Here is a 19847-nt window from a genome sequence, read left to right as displayed (position 1 = left end):
CGGGCGCCGGCCTGCTGACCCGCGTCCGCCCCGGCGCCGAGTCCCCGGCCGGCGCCGGCCGCCGCACCTGCGTCATCGGCCTGCACGCCGACCTCAGCGGACCCCACGCCACCGCCGGCAACGGCCAACAGCGCGGCCTCAACATGGCCGTCGACGAGCTGAACCGGCTGGGCAACCTCCCCTTCGACCTCGCCGTCCGCTCCCTCGACGACGCCGGCGACCGGACCCTGGCCGCCGACGCCGCCCGCACCCTGGCCGCCGACCCCGAGGTGATGGCCGTCCTCGGCCCCACCGACGACGCGGTGCTGCCGGTCGTCGGCGAGACCTACGGCGGCGCCGAACTCCCCCTGCTCGCCCTGTCGGTGGCCGGCACCCCCGACGGCGGGCGCCACCCGTCCCTGCTGCTGGCCCGCCCGCCCGCCACGCTCGCCGGGCTCGCCGCTGGCGAGGTGCTCGCCGCCCACGCGGCCCGCCGCGTCGTCGTGCTCAACGACCGCGCCGCCGGCGAGGACGGCGGCCGCACCGCCCGCGCCGTCAACGGCTCCCTGGACCGCGAGCGGTTCGCCCCGCAGACCAGGGAACTCGACAGCGCCGACGCCGACTTCACCGCCCTGGCCGCCGAACTCACCGGCGACGGCACCGAGGCCGTGGTCTGGTGCGGTCACGCCGAGGGCGCGGGCCGCCTCTCCCGCGCGCTGCGCACCACCGGCTTCGCCGGCCTGGGCCTGGGCACCGAACGCGCCATCGGTCCCGAGTACTTCCTGCGCAGTGGCCAGCCGCCCGACGACTGGTACTTCCTGGCCGCCTACACCGACCCGCGCAGCGACCCCAGGGCGCGCACCTTCGGCCAGGCCCACCGCGAACGCTTCGGCTGGGACCCCGAGCCCTACGCGGCCGAGGCCTATGACGCCGCCCATCTGCTGGTCACCGCCATGCGCGAGACCGTGGAACGCCGGGGCGGCCTCACCAGGGGCGTGCTCCTGGACCGGCTGCGCGCCAGCGAGTACCGGGGCGTGGCCAGGGAGTTGGCCTTCGATGACACCGGCGCCTACGCGGGCGCCGGCCCGCTGGCGTATCTCTACCGCGCCCACCGCGGCCAACTCCGCTTCGAGGGCCCGGTCTCCCTCTGATCCGCCCCCCACGAGCCGTTCCCTCGAGCCGGCCAGCCCCCGAACCGCCGGCCGCAGCGCCAGCCGTCGGCCGAACGCACGCCCCCGAACGTCCGCCCGAACCCCCGGTGATCGCAAGCGCTTTCCCGGAACCGCGCGATCGGTTCCGGAACCGGGCGCCAGCCGTTGACCCGCCCCCGCCCCTGCGCTGTGATCACGCCCGGTGGCCGTTCAGCCCCATCGCCGCGACCCCAACGCGGCGTGGACGGTCGCCCCACACCGGAGGACACACATGCCAGACACGCCCCACCCGCCCCAGCGGGCCGAGGACCCCACCGAGCCGCCCGCCCACGGCCGCCGGCTGTCCCGCCGCACCCTGCTCACCGGGATCGCGGTCGCGACCGGGGCCGCCGGCGTCGGCGTCGCCGCCACCACGGCAACCGGCGCGGGCGCCACGCCCGCCGCCCGGCCGCAGGCCGGCACCGCGCTCCGCCCGCTGGCCGACCCCGACCTCGGCCCCAACGTCCACATCTTCGGACCGGAGACCCCCTCCGCCGACATCCAGGCGGTGCTCGACGGCATCTTCGACGCGATGGAGACCGACCAGTTCGGCACCGGCCGCCACGCCGTGCTCTTCAAGCCGGGCTCCTACGCCGTCAACGCCAACGTCGGCTACTACACCCAGGTCGCCGGCCTCGGCCTCTCCCCGGACGACGTGGCCATCGACGGCACCGTCCACGTGGAGGCCGACTGGTTCGACGGCAACGCCACCCACAACTTCTGGCGCTGCGCGGAGAACCTCTCCGTCTCCCCGCCCGACGGCTTCGACCGCTGGGCGGTCTCCCAGGCCGCCCCCTACCGCCGGATGCATGTCAACGGCGACCTGGTGCTGGACGACGGCGGCTGGTCCAGCGGCGGCTTCATGGCCGACTGCCGCGTCGAGGGCGACGTCAACTCCGGCTCCCAGCAGCAGTGGCTCTCCCGGGACAGCGAGTTCGGCTCCTGGACCGGCGCCAACTGGAACATGGTCTTCGTCGGCGTGGAGAACGCCCCGGCGGGACAGTTCCCCGAACCCCCCTACACCGTCGTCGACTCCACCCCGCTGATCCGCGAGAAGCCGTTCCTGTACATGGACGACGCCGGCGCCTGGCACGTCTTCGTCCCGGCCCTGCGCACCGACACCTCCGGCACCACCTGGCACCAGGCCACGCCCGAGGGCGAGTCCATCCCCATCGAGCAGTTCCTCGTCGCCGACCCCGACACCCCCGTCCCCGAGATCAACGCGGCGCTCGCCGAGGGCCGCCACCTCCTGCTGACCCCCGGCATCTACTTGCTCGACGGCCCCATCCAGGTCGGCAGGGCCGACACCGTGGTGCTCGGCCTCGGCCTGGCCACCCTGGTCCCCGCTCCCGGCCAGCCAGCCGTCACCGTCGCCGACGTGGACGGCGTCAAGGTCGCCGGCATCCTCGTCGACGCCAACGAACAGAACTCGCCGCTGATGATGGTCGTCGGCGAGGAGGGCGCCGACGCCGACCACTCCGCCAACCCCACCTCGCTGCACGACGTCTTCTTCCGCATCGGCGGGATGCACGCCGGCAACGCTGACGTCAGCCTCGCGATCAACAGCAACCACGTCATCTGCGACCACACCTGGCTGTGGCGCGGCGACCACGGCACCGGCATCGGCTGGAACACCAACCCCGCCCTCTACGGCCTGATCGTCAACGGCGACGACGTCACCGCCTACGGCCTCTTCGTCGAGCACTACCAGGACTACCAGGTCTTCTGGAACGGCGAGCGCGGCCGCACGTACTTCTACCAGAGCGAGATGCCCTACGACCCGCCCAGCCAGGAGTCCTGGATGAACGGTTCGACCCGGGGCTTCGCCTCCTACAAGGTCAACGACGCCGTCACCGACCACCGCGCCTGGGGCCTGGGCGTGTACTGCTTCTTCAACGCCAACCCCAGCGTCGTCAGCGAACGCGGCATCGAGGTGCCGCAGGCCCCGGGCGTCGCCCTGGAACACATGCTGGCGGTCTCCCTCGGCGGTGGCACCGGCACCATCGAACACGTCGTCAACGACACCGGAGGCCCCGCCGGCCCCGGCTCCGTCGAGTCCTATGTCGTCTCCTACCCGTAGGCGGATCGGCGGCCGGACGGTGACGAGAGCGCGACGAGGAACGCCTCAACCGCGCCGGCGAGTTCGTCGGGGGCGGTGACGCGCCGAGGGAGCCCGCCCGGCCGCCGGAGGGCGGCCGGGCGGGGCCGGGGCGGAAGCCTCAGCGCACCTCGGCCTCGATCAGGTCGGCCGCCCGCGCGGTGCCGCCCTCGGCGGCGGCCGCCGCCCGCAGTTCGGCCGAACGCCGCGCCACCGCCGGGTCGTTGACCAGCTCCAACAGCGTGGCCCGCAGCCGGTCGGCCGTCGCCTCCTCGGTGTCCAGCCGCCGCGCCACCCCCAGCTCCACCAGCCGGTCCGCGTTGGCGAACTGGTCGACGGCCTGCGGCACCGCGATCATCGGCGTCCCGGTCGCCAGGCCCTCCGAGCAGCCCCCCATCCCGGCGTGGGTGACGAACGCGTCGGCCTGCTCCAGCACCGACAGCTGCGGCAGCCACGCGTGCACCTCGACGTTCTCCGGCACCTCGCCCAGCTCCGCCGGGTCGGTGTGCCGGCCGATGCCCAGCACCACATGCCAGCCGTCCAGCCCGCCGAAGGCGTCGAGGCAGCGCCGGTAGAACGCGGCCTGCCGGGTGTACGCCGAGCCCAGCGAGACCAGCAGCACCCGCCGCGCCCCGGCCGGCCGTTGCCAGTCCCTCCGGCCCAGCCGGTCCCCGAAGCAGGGCCCGACAAAGGTCACCGTCGAGGTGTCCACGTCCTCAAGACGCGGCTGCATGGCCCGGGGCACCAGCGCGAGGCAGCGCCCAGGCCGACCGGAGAAGCTCTCCATGTCCAGCGTGGTCGCCCCGGAGGAGGCCAACCAGGCGGAGAACTTCTCCCGATAGGCGTCGGCCCCCGGCAGCCGCCACAGCGCGGCGGCGACCTCCTCCTCGTAGCCCCGCCACGCCACATAGGTAGGGGAGAGCTGCACCAGCGGCCGGCCCTGCGCCTCGGCCAGGGCACGGGCGGCATAGGCGCCGATGTCGTAGAGACAGACGTCCGCCGGATCGGCGTCGTAGTGGGCGCGCAGCGCGGGCAGCGCCCGGATCGCGTCGTCGAGGAAGAGGCCCATCGCGGCGATCGGGTCCTCGGGCCAGTCGTTGTCCACGACCGGCAGCCGGGACGCCAGCGGAACGAACTCGGCGCCGGTGGCCGTGATCCGCTCGGCCATCAGCGGGTCGTTGGCGTAGGTGACCCGGTGGCCACGGGCGACCAACTCCCGGATGATCTCCAGGCTCGGCAGCACATGGCTGATCGCGGGGACACCGGCCATCGCCACATGGGCGGGCCGCTCGGTGGTGCGCGGGGAGAGCGGCGAGCGCGCGGGGGCGGAAGAGGGCACGGAAGAAGACATGGGAGAACACTCATCTCAGATCGGGCATACAAAGGCACCGCGCGGCGGCGCGTCGGAACATCGCCCCGAAGGGCGGGCGCGCGTCGCGGAAACGCGGGAGCGGGCGCGGGGACCTGTTCCGCCCGTGCCGTCAGCCGTAGATCTGAGCCTGGACCATGCCCGCCACCCTAGACGCCCCGGTCCCCGGCCGTCACCCCGGTAGCTCCCGTCCGCCCCCGGCGCACGCCCCCTCGCGGTGCCCCTGGGAAACGTTTCCCCGGCCCAGCGGAGAAACCGTTGTCCCCCCGCCCGGGTTCCGGGAAAGTTCCGGTCCTTGTCCGCCGTTCACCGAGCATTGACACGTTCTCATCATCAACGTAACACTGCCGATGGGAGAGCGCTCTCCCGTTACCAAGCGACTTCGGAGGTCCGCATGGTACGTAGAACAGCCCTGTTGTCCGGCACGTTGGCGGCGGCCGCGCTCTCGCTCGTCGCCGCCGGGCTGGGCACCATGGGCGCCGTCGCCGCACCCAGCGGCGAACAGGCCGCCGTCTCCTCGACGGAGGCCGACCACTCCACGCACCAGATGTTGATGGCACCCCCGCCGGGCGAGTGGATTCCGGTGGACGAGCCGGTCGAGGGCATCGAGCCCAACCCCGACGCGCCCTTCGCGGAACACCGCGAGTTCCAGGCCAACTGCTCGGTCAGCCACACCGGTGACGACGACCCCATCGTCTACCCGTCGATGCCGGGCGAGTCGCACAACCACACGTTCATGGGGAACGACACCACCGACGCCTACACCGACGAGGCGTCGCTGGACGCCGGCGAGACCAGCTGTGTGGTGCCGGGTGACCGGTCCGCCTACTGGATGCCGACGATGTACAACGGTGATGAGGAGGTCCGTCCGATCGGGCCCCAGGTCATCTACTACAAGTCGGGTATCAGGGACCACGAGTCGGTGCGTCCCTTCCCCACCGGCCTGCGCTACGTGGTCGGCAACCCGATGCAGACCGAGGACGAGTTCGGTAGCCATCCCGGCTTCGTCAAGGGCTGGGAGTGCGGGGACGACTACGGGAACACCACGTTCCCGACCGACTGCCCCGCGGGCTCCCAGCTGAACGTGCGCTTCCAGGCGCCGAGTTGCTGGGACGGCAGGCACCTGGACTCGCCGAACCACCAGGACCACATGGCCTACCCGGTGGTGGAGAACAACCAGAACGTCTGCCCGGACTCGCACCCGGTCGCCGTTCCCATGATCGAGTTCAAGATGGCCTTCCCGGTCGACGGTGACACCTCACAGGTGCGCCTGGCCAGCGGCCCCGCGTACTCGTTCCACTACGACTTCTTCAACAGCTGGGACGAGGCCACGCTCGCCGCGCTGGTCGAGCACTGCATCAACGGTGGTCTCCAGTGCGACACCCGGGGCTACGACCAGTTCCACCCCGACGAGGGCGCGGTCCTCGACGAGAACCACGAACTCCCCTGAGGCGAGCGGGCCCTGAGTCGGCCCGCCGCCACCCATGGCGGTCGGCCCCGCGTCGAGCGGGCCGGCCGCCCCCAACCCCCACCGTAGAGCGCTCTCCCCGCTGTTCCGTCATCTTCTGCCCCCCACCCTCCCCGGCCAGCGACGGTCGGGTCGACCTAGGAGATCCCGTGCCCACCCCCCAGTCCCCCGACGCCCCCAAGCACCGCCGCCCCAACGGGGTGACCCGACGGGCCACCCTGGCCGGTCTGGCCGCCGCCGTGGTGTCCTCAGCCGCCGCCACCCACGCCCTGGCCAACGGCTCCTCCTCGTCCCAGGGCCCGGCCCGGCGCCCGGCGCAGCTGGCCTCCGGTACCCCGATCACCCAGGCCGACCCGGTCCTGGGCCCCAACGTCACCGTCTTCGACCCGTCGATGCCCATCGGCGACATCCAGGCCACCCTCAACGCGGCCTTCCAGCAGCAGGAGACCGCGCAGTTCGGCCTCGGCCGGTTCGCGTTCCTCTTCAAGCCGGGCGACTACCAGGACCTCGACGTCAACATCGGCTACTACACCCACATCGCCGGCCTCGGGCAGTCGCCCGACGACGTCAACATCACCGGCTGGGTGCGGGTCGAGGCCGACTGGTTCGACGGCAACGCCACCCAGAACTTCTGGCGCGCCTCGGAGAACCTCTCCGTCACGCCCTGGGACGGCTACAACCGCTACGCCGTCTCCCAGGCCGCGCCGATCCGCCGCCTCCACGTCAGGGGCGAGATGCCGCTGTGGAACGGCTACGACGGCTGGGCCAGCGGCGGCTTCCTCGCCGACAGCAAGGTCGACCGGGTGGTCTCCGGCTCCCAGCAGCAGTGGCTGACCCGCAACAGCGAACTGGGCGAGTGGGCCGGCTCGGTGTGGAACATGGTCTTCGTCGGCGTCGACGGCGCCCCGCCGCACCACTTCCCCAACCCGTCCCACACCGTCGTCGACTCCACCCCGTGGGTCAAGGAGAAGCCCTACCTCTACCTCGACGGGGACGACTACGCCGTCTTCGTGCCCGACCCGCGCCAGGACTCCCGGGGCACCACCTGGGCCAACGGCCCGACGCCCGGCACCTCCATCCCGCTCAGCGAGTTCCACGTGGCGCACGAGGGCGACGACGCCGCCTCCATGAACGCCGCGCTGGCCGAGGGCAAGCACCTGCTGATCACCCCCGGCGTCTACCGGATCGACCAGACCATCGAGATCAGCAACCCCAACACCATCGTCATGGGCCTGGGGTTGGCCACCCTGATCCCCGAGGGCGGGGTCAACGCCATCAAGATCGCCGACGTGGACGGGGTCCAACTCGCCGGCATCCTGGTCGACGCGGGCGAGGACGGCTCCGAGGTCCTGATCGAGGTCGGCGACGAGGGCTCCTCGACCCGCCACCAGGAGAACCCGATCCACCTGCACGACGTCTTCTGCCGGATCGGCGGCGCCCACGCCGGCTCGGCCGACGTCAGCCTGCTGGTGCACGCCCACGACACCGTCATCGACCACATCTGGCTGTGGCGCGGCGACCACGGCGACGGCGTCGGCTGGGACGTCAACCCGGCCATCAACGGCCTGATCGTCAACGGCGACAACGTCACCGGCTACGGCCTCTTCGTCGAGCACTACCAGGGCCACCAGGTGATCTGGAACGGCGACAACGGCAGCACCTACTTCTACCAGTGCGAGCTGCCCTACGACCCGCCCAACCAGGACGCCTGGATGAACGGCGACGAGCTGGGCTGGACCGCCTACGTGGTCTCCGAGGGCGTCACCAACCACACCGCCTACGGCCTGGGCGTCTACAGCCTGATGCTGGAGGACGAGACCATCACCACCGAGCGGGCCATCTCGACCCCGACCGGGGACGGCATCGACTTCACCAGCATGGTGATCGTCTCGCTGGGCCAACTCGGCATCATCAACCACGTCATCAACGACCTCGGCGGCCCGGCCGGCCCGGGGATGAACGACGGCATCTTCTATCTGGAGAGCAACTGAGCCCAGCGCGGGCGCGGGAGCCGCGCGGGCCCGGTTGGCCGGTGCGGCGTGGGGCCGCGCCGGCGGGGGAACGGGGCCCGGTTCCGGTGCCGGGCCCCGGCCGTTCGCCGACGCGCGCCTGGGCGGGCCCGCGTCGGCGGCGGTACCACGGTCTTGACACCCCCCCGAGCCACGGCCAGCCGGCGTGGCTCGGGTAGGGTGGACGGCGGTCCTGTCGGACCAGCGATGTTCGGAACGGGTGCGATGGCACCCCCGAGGGAACGGGGAGGTGAGCCCGATCACCGTATGGTCGGCACGGGCACTCCGGCCCCGACACGGGGCGCAGGGCCCGGCGCGCTAGCGGACGCGGAGGCGCCCGCCGCGCCGAGGCCAGGGAGAGTCCGGCACGTTGAGAGGCTCTCATGTCGGTAACACCCCGTTCTCCCGCTTCTGTCTCCTCCCCGGGCGCGTCCCCGGCGTCCGTCGTCGCCCGACTGCGGGCCGCCGGCTGCGTCTTCGCCGAGGACGAAGCCGCCCTGCTGCTCGCCGAGTTCGGCGCCGACCCCGGCGCCCTGGCGGCCTCGGTGACCCGCAGGGTCGCCGGCGAACCCCTCGAACACGTCCTGGGCTGGGCCGAGTTCGCCGGCCAACGGCTGCGCGTCGGGCCCGGCGTGTTCGTGCCCAGGCGGCGCACGGAGTTCCTGGCGGAGTGCGCAGTGCGGCTCGCGCCCTCGCCCGCCGTGGCCGTCGACCTGTGCTGCGGCGTCGGGGCCGTGGGCGCGGCCCTGCTGGCCGCGCTGGACCGCGTCGAGGTGCACGCGTCCGACCTCGCCCCGCGCGCCGTCGCCTACGCCCGCCGCAACCTGCGCGCGGCGGCCGGCGTGTACGAGGGCGACCTCTACGCCCCGCTGCCGGCGCGGCTGCGCGGCCGGGTGGACGTGCTGGTCGCCAACGCTCCCTACGTGCCGTCCGACGCCGTCGCCCTGCTGCCCACCGAGGCCCGCGTGCACGAGCCGACGCTCGCGCTGGACGGCGGCGCCGACGGCCTCGGCGTCCTCCGCCGGGTTGCCGCCGGCGCCGGGGAGTGGCTCGCACCGGGCGGCAGCCTGCTGGTGGAGTCGAGCGAACGTCAACGCGCGGCGCTGCTGGCGGAGTTGACGGCGGTGGGGCTGGCCCCACGGGTGGCCCACTGCCCGGAGCGCGAGGCCACGGTCCTCATCGCGGAACGCCGGCTCGCCTGACGCCGGCCCGCCTGGCGCCGGCCCGCCTGACGCCGCGCCGGCGAAAGGACCGCGCGGAGCGGAGAGCCGCTCCGCGCGGAGCGGTCAACGACGCCAGAACAGATGGTGCGTCACGCCGCTCGGGCTCGGCACGACGTCCAGGTGGAACCGGTCGAGCAGCTCGTCCGGGGACTCCCAGAGCCGCAGCCCTGGTCCGACCTTCACCGGCGAGACCACCACATGCAGGGTGTCGACGAGGTCGGCGTCCAGGAACTCCCTGATGGTGCTCACCCCGCCACCGAGCCGAACGTCCTTGCCCTGCGCCGCCTCCCGCGCCTGCTCCAGGACGGCGCCCGGGTCGCCGTCGACGAAGTGGAAGGTGGTGTCGGAGAGCGTGAACGAGGGGCGTGGGTGGTGCGTCAGCACGAACACCGGCGTGTGGAACGGCGGTTCGTCGCCCCACCAGCCGCGCCACTCGTGGTCCTGCCACGGGCCGCGCTGGGGCCCGAACTTGTTGCGGCCCATGATCTCGGCGCCGATGTTGCGCGAGAAGTCCCGCGTGAAGTAGTCGTCGAGGCCCCGACTCCCGCCCGGTTCGGCGCGGCCGGGCCAGCTCGCCGTGGCGCCGGCCCAGGTGAAGAGCCGCTCCGGCTCGACGGCCCGTCCGAACGGCCGCTCGAGACTCTGATCCTCCCCGGCGGCCACCCCGTCGGCCGAAACGGTGAAGTTCTGTACCTTCAACAGCTGAGACATGCGCTTCTCCTCAGAGTGGACAACGGTGAAGTGACATCCGGGGCCCCGAAAACTCATCGCCGCACGCGGAAACGATGCGCGGGAGGTTCCCGCGTCTCTCCGGGAGGGGCCCGCCCTGGAAGCGCGGCGGATGGGAGACGAAGTCGCCGCCCGAGGCCGGCCGGTGGCGGCCCGCGAGCTACCCGCGCCCGCCGAGTCGCCGGGGCGGCGGCCGGCCCGGGCGGCCTCGACCGCCCGGACGCTCACCTCGTCAGAGGTGGCGAGCCAACGCGCCGCTGGGGCGAGGGAGTCGCAGCCCGGTGCGGTCACGTTCGCCCGACAGCACGTTCGGCGCGCCGCTCGCCAGGGCCGGCCACGGGGCGGAACGGAAACGGAGAACGGCCCCAGCCTTGGGGGGCCGGGGCCGTTCGGGGAGGTGGATGCGCGGGCGTGCGACCTCGGGTGGCTTCTAGGAGGTGTAGACGCCGAACTCGTAGAGGGAGTAGCCCCATCCGGTGCCGCGCTCGGTGCCCAGCACCCGGACGTACCGCCCGGAGCCGTTCACCTCGGCGGTCTCGACCCCGCCGGCGCCGTCGGTCACGGTGTGGATGGAGGTCCAGCTCTCACCGTCCTCGGAGACCTGCACCTCGTAGGCCCTGGCGTAGGAGGTCTCCCAGAACAGCTGCACCGTGTCGATCGCGGTGCTGGTGCCCAGGTCCACCTGGAGCCACTGCGGGTCGGCCCACTCGCTGGCCCAGCGGGTCGCGTTGTCGCCGTCGGTGGCGTGCTCCGGCAGGAACGGCGCGCCGTCACCCTGCTCCTGGAAGGTGGAGGCGGTGGTCTCGGCGCCCAGTGCCACGTTGGTTCCGTCGACCGGCGGCGGCACGACGCCGACGGAGGTGGTGTCGATGCCCAGGTTGCCCTGGCCGTCCCGCGCCGCCAGATAGACCTTCCAGGGGCCCGGGCGGTTGGGCGCGGTCACCGTGAAGGAGCCGTCCCCGTTGTCGGTGAACTCGGCGGGCTCCAGGGCGCCGCCCTCGTCGATGTACTTGCTGTTGACCAGCACCTCGTACTCGATCGCGTCCCCGTCCGGGTCGCTCACCGAGGCGCTCAGCTCGAACTCCGAGCCGGCCGGCACCGCCGTGCGGTCGCCGCCGACGGCCAGGTCCGTGATCACCGGCGGGGTGTTGGTGGGCGCCTCGCCGCCGAAGATCTCCGCGACCGCGTAGTACGACAGCCGCTTCTCGCCACCCGGCAGCAGGTTGAACCAGACGCCGCCGAAGTCCTCTTCGAGGCCGTAGTGGAACAGCGTGCCGCCCAGCGCCACGCCCTCGTGCGCCATCAGGCAGTCCCAGGCCTGCTTGTAGCCCTCGGCCTTGGCGACATCGGTCGGCTCCTCGGGGATGCCGTTGACGTCGTCGTCGACCTCCCACTCACCGGCCGGGCCGCCCTCGGTCAGGATGTACGGCCGGTCGTAGCCGCCGTCGATCCACGCCTGCTGGATGTCGCAGACCGCGTCGTAGGAGTTGACCTGGAAGAGGTCCAGGTCGGGCGAGTTGGCCTCGTAGTACTCCCAGGCGCCGACCCAGGCGTCGGTCGAGGTGACCGGGTGGTTGGGGTCGAGCGCCTTGATCTCCAGGGCGGCGTCGTTGACGAACTCGGTGTAGGCGACCCGCTGGGCCTCCAACTCCTCGCCCTCGTAGCAGTTCTGGAGGCCGAGGACCGACTCGTTGCCGACGCTCCACATGAGCACGGCCGGGTGGTCCCTGTACTCCTCCACCCAGGTGTTCATGGCGGCGAGCTGCTCGCCCTTGTAGTCGTAGTCGTTGACGTAGTCCACGCAGCCGCCGCTGCCGGGGCCGCCGCCGGGCTGGAGCCAGAAGCCCGCGATGACGCGGATGCCGTTCTCGGCGGCCGCGTCCAGCAGGGGCAGGCTGGTGGCGTCGGTGCCCCAGGTGCGCGTGGTGTTGGCGCCCATCGAGGCCAGGTCCGGCATGTACTCGGCGGCCTGTTCCGCCGGCGGGCCCCAGGTGAGGCCCTCGACGACGTAGGGCTCGCCGTCCACGGTCAGCTGCCAGCTGCCGTCGCCGCCGGTCACCTCGACGACGCTGGCCGCCGTGAGGCCCACATCCGAGCCGGCCGCCTCGGCCGTGGAGGCGTCGCCCGGCGAGGCGGACGCGGTCTGGTTCGCCACCGTGAAGACACCGCCCAGCAGCGCCAACACGGCACCGACGACGGCGACGGGCCGTCCGCGACGTGACCTTGACGTCGACTGTGACGTCTCTTTCCTGGTAAGCACACCTTCTCCTTAACGCGGGGGGAGGCCGTCGCACTCGTCCGGGTGCGGGAAACGACCGAAAGGGAGAGCGCTCTCCCGGGAAAGACTGGCCCCCCGGGCATGGTGTGTCAACGGGCGTGCGCGTTTCCGGATCGCCGGAATCGTTCGACCGGCCGGACGCTCGGGTCCGCCCCGGGGCCGGGAACGGGGTCAGGTGGACTGCCGCAGGACCAGCGTGGGTTCGAAGATCACCGAGGTCAGCCTGCGGTCCGGCTGGTCGATGCGGTCCAGCAGCAGCCGGGTCATCTCGGCCGCCATCTCCTCGATCGGCTGCCGCACCGTGGTCAGCGGCGGACGGGCCGAGGCGGCGGCGCTGCTGTCGTCGAAACCGACCACGGCCACGTCCTCGGGCACCTTGCGGCCCCCTTCCCGCAGCACGTGGAGGGCGCCCTGGGCCATGAGGTCGTTCGCCACGAACAGGCCGTCGACCTCGGGGTGTTGGGCCAGCAGCGCGGCCATGGCCCGCTCGCCGCTCTCCAGCGTGAAGTTCCCCTCCTCGCACGGCACATACGGATGGCCGTGCCGGGCCAGCGCGTCCCGGAAGCCGGCGAGTCGGTCCTGGCTGGCCAGCACGTCGAGCGGGCCGCTGATGGTGGCGATGTGCTGGCAGCCGCGCTCCACCAAATGGTCGGCGGCCAGCCGGCCGCCGTCCCGGTGGGCGAGGTCCACATAGCTGATCGGCACCGGCTGCGGCGGCCTGGCGAACAGGACGCAGGGCAGCCCCGCGCCCACCAGCATCTCCGGCAGCGGGTCGCGGGCGTGGATGGAGACCAGAAGCGCGCCGTCGGCGTGCCCCTGCCTCAGATAGCTGACGACCTGTTTCCTGGCGTCGGTCGAGTCGGCCAGCATCAGCAGCGGATGCATCCCGCGCTGGCGCAGGAAGCCGACCACCCCGCTGCTGATCCGGCCGAAGAACGGGTCGGCCAACACCTGGCCGCGGAACGGGGCTTCGGGCCCGTCGCCGTCGTCCTCGCCCGCGCCGGAGACCACCAGCGCGACGGAGCCGGCCCGCCGGGTGACCAGCGAACGCGCGGCCCGGTTGGGAACGTACCCGGTGGCGGCGATCGCCCGGCGCACCACGTCCTGAATCGAGGGGTCGACGTTCCTGATGCCGTTGATCACGCGGGAGACGGTGGCCCGGGAGACACCCGCCTCCCTGGCCACGTCCTCCAGTGTCGGGGACCCCTTGGCCGCACGATCGCTCATGGTGGCCTTTATAACACACTCAGAGAGCGCTCTCCCAGCGCTCTCCCAGCGTCATGCCCCGGGAGGGCCGTCCGTCGGCGCCTCCCTCGTCCCTCCCGCCCCTCGGGTCCCGGGGGCCGGCGGCGCCCGGCCGGCTCGCGGGGCGCCCCAGGCGGGGGCGCCCCGCGAGCCGACACACCGTGGGAGGGAGAGTCAACTCCCTTCAGCCGCCCCGGTGTTGGGCCACCAGCTCGGCGAACCTGCGTCCGCTGTCCTTGACCGTGCGGCGCTGGGTGGCGTAGTCCACGTGGACCAGGCCGAACCGCTTGTCGTAGCCGTAGGCCCACTCGAAGTTGTCCAGCAGCGACCAGGCGAAGTAGCCGGCCAGCGGCACCCCCTCCTCGACGGCCCGGGCACAGGCCGCCAGGTGCTGCTCCAGGTAGCGGACCCGCTCGGGGTCGTGGACCTGGCCGTCGGCGTCGACCGTGTCCGGGTAGGCGGAGCCGTTCTCCGTGACGTGGATCCGCCGCGCCCCGTAGTCCTCGGTCATCCGGCGCAGCGTCTTCACCAGCCCCTCGGGGTAGACCTCCCAGCCCATGTGGGTGGTGTGGGCGCCGGGGATTTCGGGCTGGGTGATGTGCGGCACCGGGCCGGTCGGGTCGTCGGCCGCGACGTTGCGGAAGTAGTAGTTGAGGCCCAGCCAGTCCAGCGGAGCGGAGATGGTCTCCAGATCGCCCGGCCGTTCGGGCACGTCGACGCCGTAGACGTCGATCATGTCCTGCGGGTAGCCCCGGCCGTGGATCGGGTCCATCCACCAGCGGTTGGTGTGGCCGTCGGCCCGCCGGGCGGCGGCCACGTCGGCCTCGCTCTCACTGAACGGCTCGCAGTGGGTGAGGTTGTTGACGATCCCGACCTGGGCGTTGGGTATCGCCGCCCGCAGCGCGCGCACCGCCAGGCCGTGGCCCAGGTGCAGGTGGTAGGAGGCGGGCACGGCCGCCGCGATGTCGGTCAGCCCGGGGGCCATCCGGCCCTCCAGGTGGCCGATCCAGGCGGAGCACAGCGGCTCGTTGAGGGTGGCCCAGTGGGTGATCCGGTCGCCGAGCCGCTCGGCGACCACCGCCGCGTAGTCGGCGAAGTGCTCGGCGGTCTCCCGCGCCGGCCAGCCGCCCCTGTCCTGGAGGGCCTGCGGCAGGTCCCAGTGGTAGAGGGTGGGGAACGGCGTGATCCCCGCCTCCAACAGGGCGTCGGTCAGCTGGTCGTAGAACGCCAGCCCCTTCTCGTTGACCTGGCCCCGGCCCTCGGGCAGCACGCGCGGCCAGGCGATCGAGAAGCGGTAGGCGTCCACGCCCAGGGTCTTCATGAGGCCCAGGTCCTCGGGCCAGCGACGGTAGTGGTCGCACGCGACGTCGCCGGTGTCGCCGTTCGCCACCTTGCCCGGGGTGTGCGAGAACGTGTCCCAGATGGAGGGGCCGCGACCGTCCTCGGTCGCCGCGCCCTCGATCTGGTAGGCGGCGGTGGCGACGCCCCAGACGAAGTCCTCGGGCAGGGAGCTGAGTTCGGTCACGGGTGGTCGTCCCTTCGGGAGTCGTGCGGGGGCGCCGGAACGCGCGGCGGGCGCGCTCCGGCGGTCACTTGACGGAGCCGGCGGTGAGGCCGGTGACGAGGAAGCGCTGGAGCAGCAGGAAGCCGGCGACCACCGGCACGCTGACCACCAGGGAGGCGGCCATGACCTGGTTCCAGTAGACCTCGGTCTGGGTGGAGTAGCCCTGGAGTCCGACGGCCAGGGTCCTGGTCTCGCTGTTGGTCATCACCGAGGCGAACAGCACCTCGCCCCAGGCGGTCATGAACGCGTAGACGGAGACGGCCACGATGCCGGGCACGGCGGCCGGCACCACGACGCGGAAGAGCGCGCCGAGCGGGCCGCAGCCGTCGACCCGGGCCGCCTCGTCGAGTCCGCGCGGGATCGAGTCGAAGTAGCCGACCAGCATCCAGATCGAGAACGGCAGCGAGAACGTCAGATAGGTCAGGATCAGCCCGCCGCGCGAGCCGGAGAGCGGGATGCCGGTGGCGTCGCCGATGTTGGCGAAGATCAGGAAGAGCGGCAGCAGGAACAGGATGCCGGGGAACATCTGCGTGGAGAGCACGCTGATGGTGAAGACCCGCTTGCCCCGGAAGTTGTACCGGCTCACCGCGTAGGCGGCGAAGATCGCCACCGTCACCGACAGGACGGTCGCGGCGCCGGCGACGATCACCGAGTTCCAGAAGTACTTGGCGAGCGGGATGGTGTCCCAGATGTCGATATAGGGGCGGATCGTCAACTCGCTCGGTATCCAACGGAACTTGCCGGTGACGTCCTCCAGCGGCTTGAGCGAGCTGCTGAGCATCACATAGATCGGCGTGGCCGCGAAGAGCGACAGCAGCGTCAACACGATCCGCCGGGTCCACACGAACGAGCGCGGCGGCGCGGTGGGGGAGCGGTGCGGGCGCTTGGCCGCGAGGGTCTCAGACATGCTCGCCCTTCCTTCCGCGCGAGGTGAACAGCAGGTAGCCGGCCGTCACCAGCAGCAGGAAGAGCAGCAGCAGCACGGACATCGCCGAGCCGAAGCCGAAGTTCCAGGTGCCGAAGGACGACTGGTAGATGTGGAGCGAGATCAGGTTGGCCGACTCGGGTGCCGCCCTGCCGAAGAGCAGGTAGGGCACGTTGAAGTCGTTGAAGGTCCACAGGAAGAGGACCAGCACCAGCACCTGGTTGACCGGCCGCACCGAGGGCAGCGTGATCCGCCGGATCTGCTGCCAGACGCCGGCGCCGTCCAGCTGCGCGGCCTCGTACTGCTCCTGCGGGATGTTCTGCATCGCGGCCATCAGGATCAGGAACGCGAACGGCCAGTTGCGCCAGACGGCGACCAGGACCAGCGAGACGAAGCTGTTGTCGCCGATCAGCCAGAAGGTCGGGTCGCTGGTGAGCCCCAACTGGTCGTGGATGACGTGGTTGAGCATCCCGTTGTCGCGTTGGAGGATGAACGCCCAGGTGATCACGGCCGCGTAGATCGGCAGCGCGTAGGGCGTGAGGAAGAGCGCGCGCAGCAGGCCGCGCCCCCGGAAGGTCTCCTGCATCAGGATCGCCGCCGTGGTGCCGAGCAGCCACGACAGGCTGACGGCCACCACGGTGAACAGGCAGGTCACCGCGAACGAGTCGAGCAGCGCGGCGCCGATCGGGGCGTCGAAGTCGACCGCGACCTCGTAGTTGGAGAGCGCCGTCCAGGGCGCCTGGGTCCAGTCGCGCAGATAGAACTGGGTCAGCTCCTTGAAGCTCATCACCACGCCGACGACCATCGGCACGAGGTGGATCAGCAGCTCGAAGAGCAGGGCCGGCAGCAGCAGGAGGTAGGGCAGGCCGCCCTGGCGCAGCCGGTCGGGCAGCCTGAGCCGGAACCGGCGGCGGCCCGGCGTGGGGCCGCCGCCGGCCGCGCCGTCATCGACGGCGCGGGGCGGCGTGAGGTCCGTCGTGGTCAACGCGGTCACCCTTGCATCTGCTGCTGGGCGGCGGTGAGGCGCTCGCGGACGGCGTCCTCGGTGATCTCCTGGCCACCGGCCGCGTCGGCGAACAGCTGCGCCATCGCGGTGCCGACCAGGGTCTCGAACTGGCTCTCCTCGGGGACCTGCGGCATCGGCGCCGCGCTCTGCGCGAGGGTCTCGCGCAGCACGGTCAGCTCCTCGGTCGCGAACTCCTCCGACTCCTGCGCGGTGGCCACCGGCGGGATGGACCCGTACTCGGCGTTGAGCGCCCGCTGGGTCTCGTCGCTGGTCATGAACTCAACGAAGTCCAGGGCCCCGTCGCGGTTGTCGGTGTTGTCGAAGACCGCGATGTTGATGCCGGCGACCATCGAGTTGATCGCCTGGCCGCCGGCCGGCGGCTCGGCCTGGAACGGGACGGGCGCGACGCCGTAGTCCTCGGGCGACATGCCCTGGTTCTCCAGCGAGGTGCCGGCGGCCTGCCACAGCAGCATCGCGGCCTTGCCCGTGGCGAAGTCCGAGACCGACTGGTTCTGGGCGTACTCGGCGTTGCCCGGGGCGACGATCCCGTCGGCGGCCAGGAAGTCGATGTACTGCTTGATGGCGGCGACCGCCTCCGGGGTGTCGAAGGTCGGGTTGCCCTCGGCGTCGAAGAAGTCCGCGCCGTGCTGCTGGCCGAAGACGAAGGCGTGGTGCACGTTCTCCGGGATGGACGCCCCCTCCACGGCCAGCCCGTAGGTGTCGCCGTCGGTCAGTCGCTCGCCGACCTCGACCAGTTCCTCCCAGGTGGCGGGCGGCTCCTCGATGCCCGCCTCGGCGAAGAGCTGCTTGTTGTAGTAGAGGCCGTAGGCCAGCGAGTACAGCGGCACGGCCGTCGGGTCCTGGCCCTCGGCGCCGGTGGCGGCGAGCGCGGAGGGCACGAACCGGTCGGAGCCGCCGATGGCCTCGAAGGTCTCCTCGTCGAACGGGAGGAGCGCGCCGGTGGCCTGGAGCGAGGCGGACCAGGTGTTGCCGATGTTCAGCACGTCCGGGCCGTCGCCCGAGGTGGTGGCGGTGAGGATGCGGTCCAGCAGGCTGTCCCAGGGGACGACCTCCAGGTTGACCTCGATGCCGGTCTCCTCGGTGAACCGCTCCAACTGGGGCCGCAGCACCTCCTCGTCGTGCTCGATGCTGGTGCCCTGGTTGCTGGCCCAGTAGGTCAGCTCGTCGGGGTTGTCGTTGCTGCCGCCGCTGGTGCTCCCTCCGCCGCAGCCGGTGGCGGTGATGGCCGTCAGCACCGCCGTCACGGCTGCGGCGCGGGCTATGCGAGTTCTACGCATGGTCGTTGGACCCTTCTTCGGGTGTGCGGCTGCTTGCCCCGGCCTCGGACAGGGGCTTAAATTTTGACATAAGTTAAGTCCGGAGGTAAGTGCGCGTCAACCCCGTCCGCACCGGTAGGTTGATCCCCTCGGAGGGAACACATGGCTGAGGCGAAGAGACAGACGGTGCGGGACCTGCGGCGCGCCAACCGGGCGTCGCTCCTGCGACGGCTCTATTTCCACGGGCCGCTGAGCCGGCACGAGCTGGGACAGGCCACCGGCCTCAGCTCCGGCACGGTCTCCAACGTGACGGGCGGGCTGCTCGCCGACGGGCTGCTGATCGAGGCCGGCTCGGTGGAGTCCGACGGCGGACGCCCGCGCACCCTGCTGCGGGTCGCGCCCGACTGCGGCCGGCTGATCGGCGTGGACGTCGGCGAGACCAGGGTGCGCGTCGAGCTGTTCGACATCGCCCTCTCCGAGCTGGCCAGGGCGGAGTACCCGCTCACCGACGAGGGCCACGACGCGCGGTCCGTCGTGCGCCACATCGGCGCCGGCGTCGCCGCCGTGCTGCGGACCGCCAAGGCCGCCCCGGACGAACTGCTCGGCGTCGGCGTCGGCGTGCCCGGCATCGTGGAACGCGTGCCCGGCACCGGCGCCGTGGTGCACGGCGCCACCGTCGGTTGGGACGCCGTTCCCCTGGAGTCACTGCTGCGCGCCGAGGTCGATCTGCCGCCCGGCGTACCGCTGTTGGTGGCCAACGGCGCCCGCACCTTCGGCCAGGCCGAGATGTGGTACGGCGCCGGCCGGGGGAGCGGGGACGCGGTGATAGTGCTCTGGGGCTCGGGCGTCGGCGCCTGCATCGTCACCGGCGGCGCCCCCTACGGCGGCACCGAGTCCGCCGCCGGCGAGTTCGGCCACACCACGCTGCGGCTCGGCGGCCGCCGCTGCCGCTGCGGCGCCGTCGGCTGCCTGGAGGCGTATGTGGGCGCGCGCGGCCTGCTGGAACGCTGGGCCGAGGCCGGCGGCCCGCCCGGCACCGCCGACCAGGAGCTGGGGCTGGCCGCGCTGCTGGCGGCGGCCGACGCCAACGACGCGCGCGCGCTCGAACTGCTCTCCGAGACCGCCGAGTTCCTCGGGGCCGGGATCTCCGACCTGATCAACCTGTTCAACCCCGAGCGGATCGTGGTCGGCGGCTGGGCCGGCCTGGCGCTCGGCCCCCGGCTGCTGCCCGAGGTGCGCCGGGCCGCCGACGCCTACGCCCTGCCGCACCCGGCCGGCCGCAGCACCATCGACCTGGGGCGCCTCGGCCCCGACGCGGTCACCGTCGGCGCGGCGACGCTGCCGCTGGCCGACTTCCTCGCCAGGGGCGGCGCGCCGGAACGGGTCCTGGCCTCGGGGTAGTTCACCCGGGCAGGGGCGCCCGCCGGGTCGGCGGGCGCCGGAGCGCGGGCACCGGCGGGCGCCGGGTCATTCGCGCCGCGCGCCAT

General features: G+C 72.3%; 14 protein-coding genes. 6 read left to right on the top strand and 8 right to left on the bottom strand.

Going from position 1 to position 19847, the window contains the following annotated elements; genetic code table 11:
* Positions 1–1130: ABC transporter substrate-binding protein (locus EBN88_RS19510; RefSeq protein WP_147472765.1), on the top strand; the 1130-nt coding region annotated here is incomplete at its 5' end.
* A gap of 271 nt (positions 1131–1401) precedes the next feature.
* Positions 1402–3249, top strand: coding sequence for a coagulation factor 5/8 type domain-containing protein (locus EBN88_RS19505; RefSeq protein WP_122185196.1), 1848 nt, complete (start codon positions 1402–1404; stop codon positions 3247–3249).
* Positions 3250–3388: 139 nt separating this feature from the next.
* On the opposite strand, the gene EBN88_RS19500 is transcribed toward EBN88_RS19505, so the two are convergent.
* Positions 3389–4618 (bottom strand): macrolide family glycosyltransferase, encoded by a 1230-nt coding sequence (locus EBN88_RS19500; RefSeq protein WP_407703432.1) that lies wholly within the window; start codon positions 4616–4618, stop codon positions 3389–3391.
* 412 nt (positions 4619–5030) lie between these two features.
* Here EBN88_RS19500 and EBN88_RS19495 point away from each other — a divergent pair, with 412 nt between their 5' ends.
* From EBN88_RS19495 to EBN88_RS19485, 3 genes are all read left to right on the top strand, one after another.
* Positions 5031–6086, top strand: a complete 1056-nt coding sequence (locus tag EBN88_RS19495; protein WP_122185195.1) for a DUF1996 domain-containing protein — start codon at positions 5031–5033, stop codon at positions 6084–6086.
* A gap of 167 nt (positions 6087–6253) precedes the next feature.
* Positions 6254–8095: an adenylyl cyclase gene (locus EBN88_RS19490; RefSeq protein WP_122185194.1), complete on the top strand. Its 1842-nt coding sequence runs from the start codon at positions 6254–6256 to the stop codon at positions 8093–8095.
* 401 nt (positions 8096–8496) lie between these two features.
* Positions 8497–9315 (top strand): putative protein N(5)-glutamine methyltransferase, encoded by an 819-nt coding sequence (locus tag EBN88_RS19485; protein WP_122185193.1) that lies wholly within the window; start codon positions 8497–8499, stop codon positions 9313–9315.
* 84 nt (positions 9316–9399) lie between these two features.
* Here EBN88_RS19485 and EBN88_RS19480 read toward each other — a convergent pair whose 3' ends face one another.
* The 7 genes from EBN88_RS19480 to EBN88_RS19450 form a co-directional block, all read right to left on the bottom strand.
* Positions 9400–10047 carry a dihydrofolate reductase family protein gene (locus tag EBN88_RS19480; protein ID WP_122185192.1) on the bottom strand — a complete coding sequence of 216 codons (648 nt, stop codon included), beginning with the start codon at positions 10045–10047 and terminating at the stop codon, positions 9400–9402.
* Between the two features lie 448 nt (positions 10048–10495).
* A complete protein-coding gene (locus EBN88_RS19475) occupies positions 10496–12325 on the bottom strand; it encodes a discoidin domain-containing protein (RefSeq protein WP_233580795.1) in 1830 nt (609 codons plus the stop codon).
* 189 nt (positions 12326–12514) lie between these two features.
* The gene (locus tag EBN88_RS19470) at positions 12515–13570 is read right to left on the bottom strand and encodes a LacI family DNA-binding transcriptional regulator (protein ID WP_122185190.1); all 1056 of its coding nucleotides are present in this window, start codon (positions 13568–13570) and stop codon (positions 12515–12517) included.
* 202 nt (positions 13571–13772) lie between these two features.
* The gene (locus EBN88_RS19465; protein ID WP_122185189.1) at positions 13773–15113 is read right to left on the bottom strand and encodes a GH1 family beta-glucosidase; all 1341 of its coding nucleotides are present in this window, start codon (positions 15111–15113) and stop codon (positions 13773–13775) included.
* Between the two features lie 64 nt (positions 15114–15177).
* On the bottom strand, positions 15178–16059 hold the full coding sequence (locus EBN88_RS19460; protein WP_122185188.1) for a carbohydrate ABC transporter permease: 882 nt from the start codon (positions 16057–16059) through the stop codon (positions 15178–15180).
* Positions 16052–17071, bottom strand: a complete 1020-nt coding sequence (locus EBN88_RS19455; protein WP_407703431.1) for a carbohydrate ABC transporter permease — start codon at positions 17069–17071, stop codon at positions 16052–16054. The genes EBN88_RS19460 and EBN88_RS19455 overlap by 8 nt, the downstream gene beginning before the upstream one ends.
* Positions 17068–18381: an ABC transporter substrate-binding protein gene (locus tag EBN88_RS19450; RefSeq protein ID WP_122185187.1), complete on the bottom strand. Its 1314-nt coding sequence runs from the start codon at positions 18379–18381 to the stop codon at positions 17068–17070. The genes EBN88_RS19455 and EBN88_RS19450 overlap by 4 nt, the downstream gene beginning before the upstream one ends.
* Before the next feature lie 141 nt (positions 18382–18522).
* On the opposite strand from EBN88_RS19450, the gene EBN88_RS19445 reads away from it, so the two are divergent.
* A complete protein-coding gene (locus EBN88_RS19445) occupies positions 18523–19761 on the top strand; it encodes an ROK family transcriptional regulator (protein ID WP_122185186.1) in 1239 nt (412 codons plus the stop codon).
* Positions 19762–19847: the final 86 nt, after the last annotated feature.

This window comes from Streptomyces triticirhizae (assembly GCF_003696235.1).
Classification (GTDB): Bacteria; Actinomycetota; Actinomycetes; order Streptomycetales; family Streptomycetaceae; genus Streptomyces; species Streptomyces triticirhizae.
The sequence above is the reverse complement of the archived record's forward strand: the minus strand, read 5'-3'. Positions and strand labels throughout refer to the sequence as shown.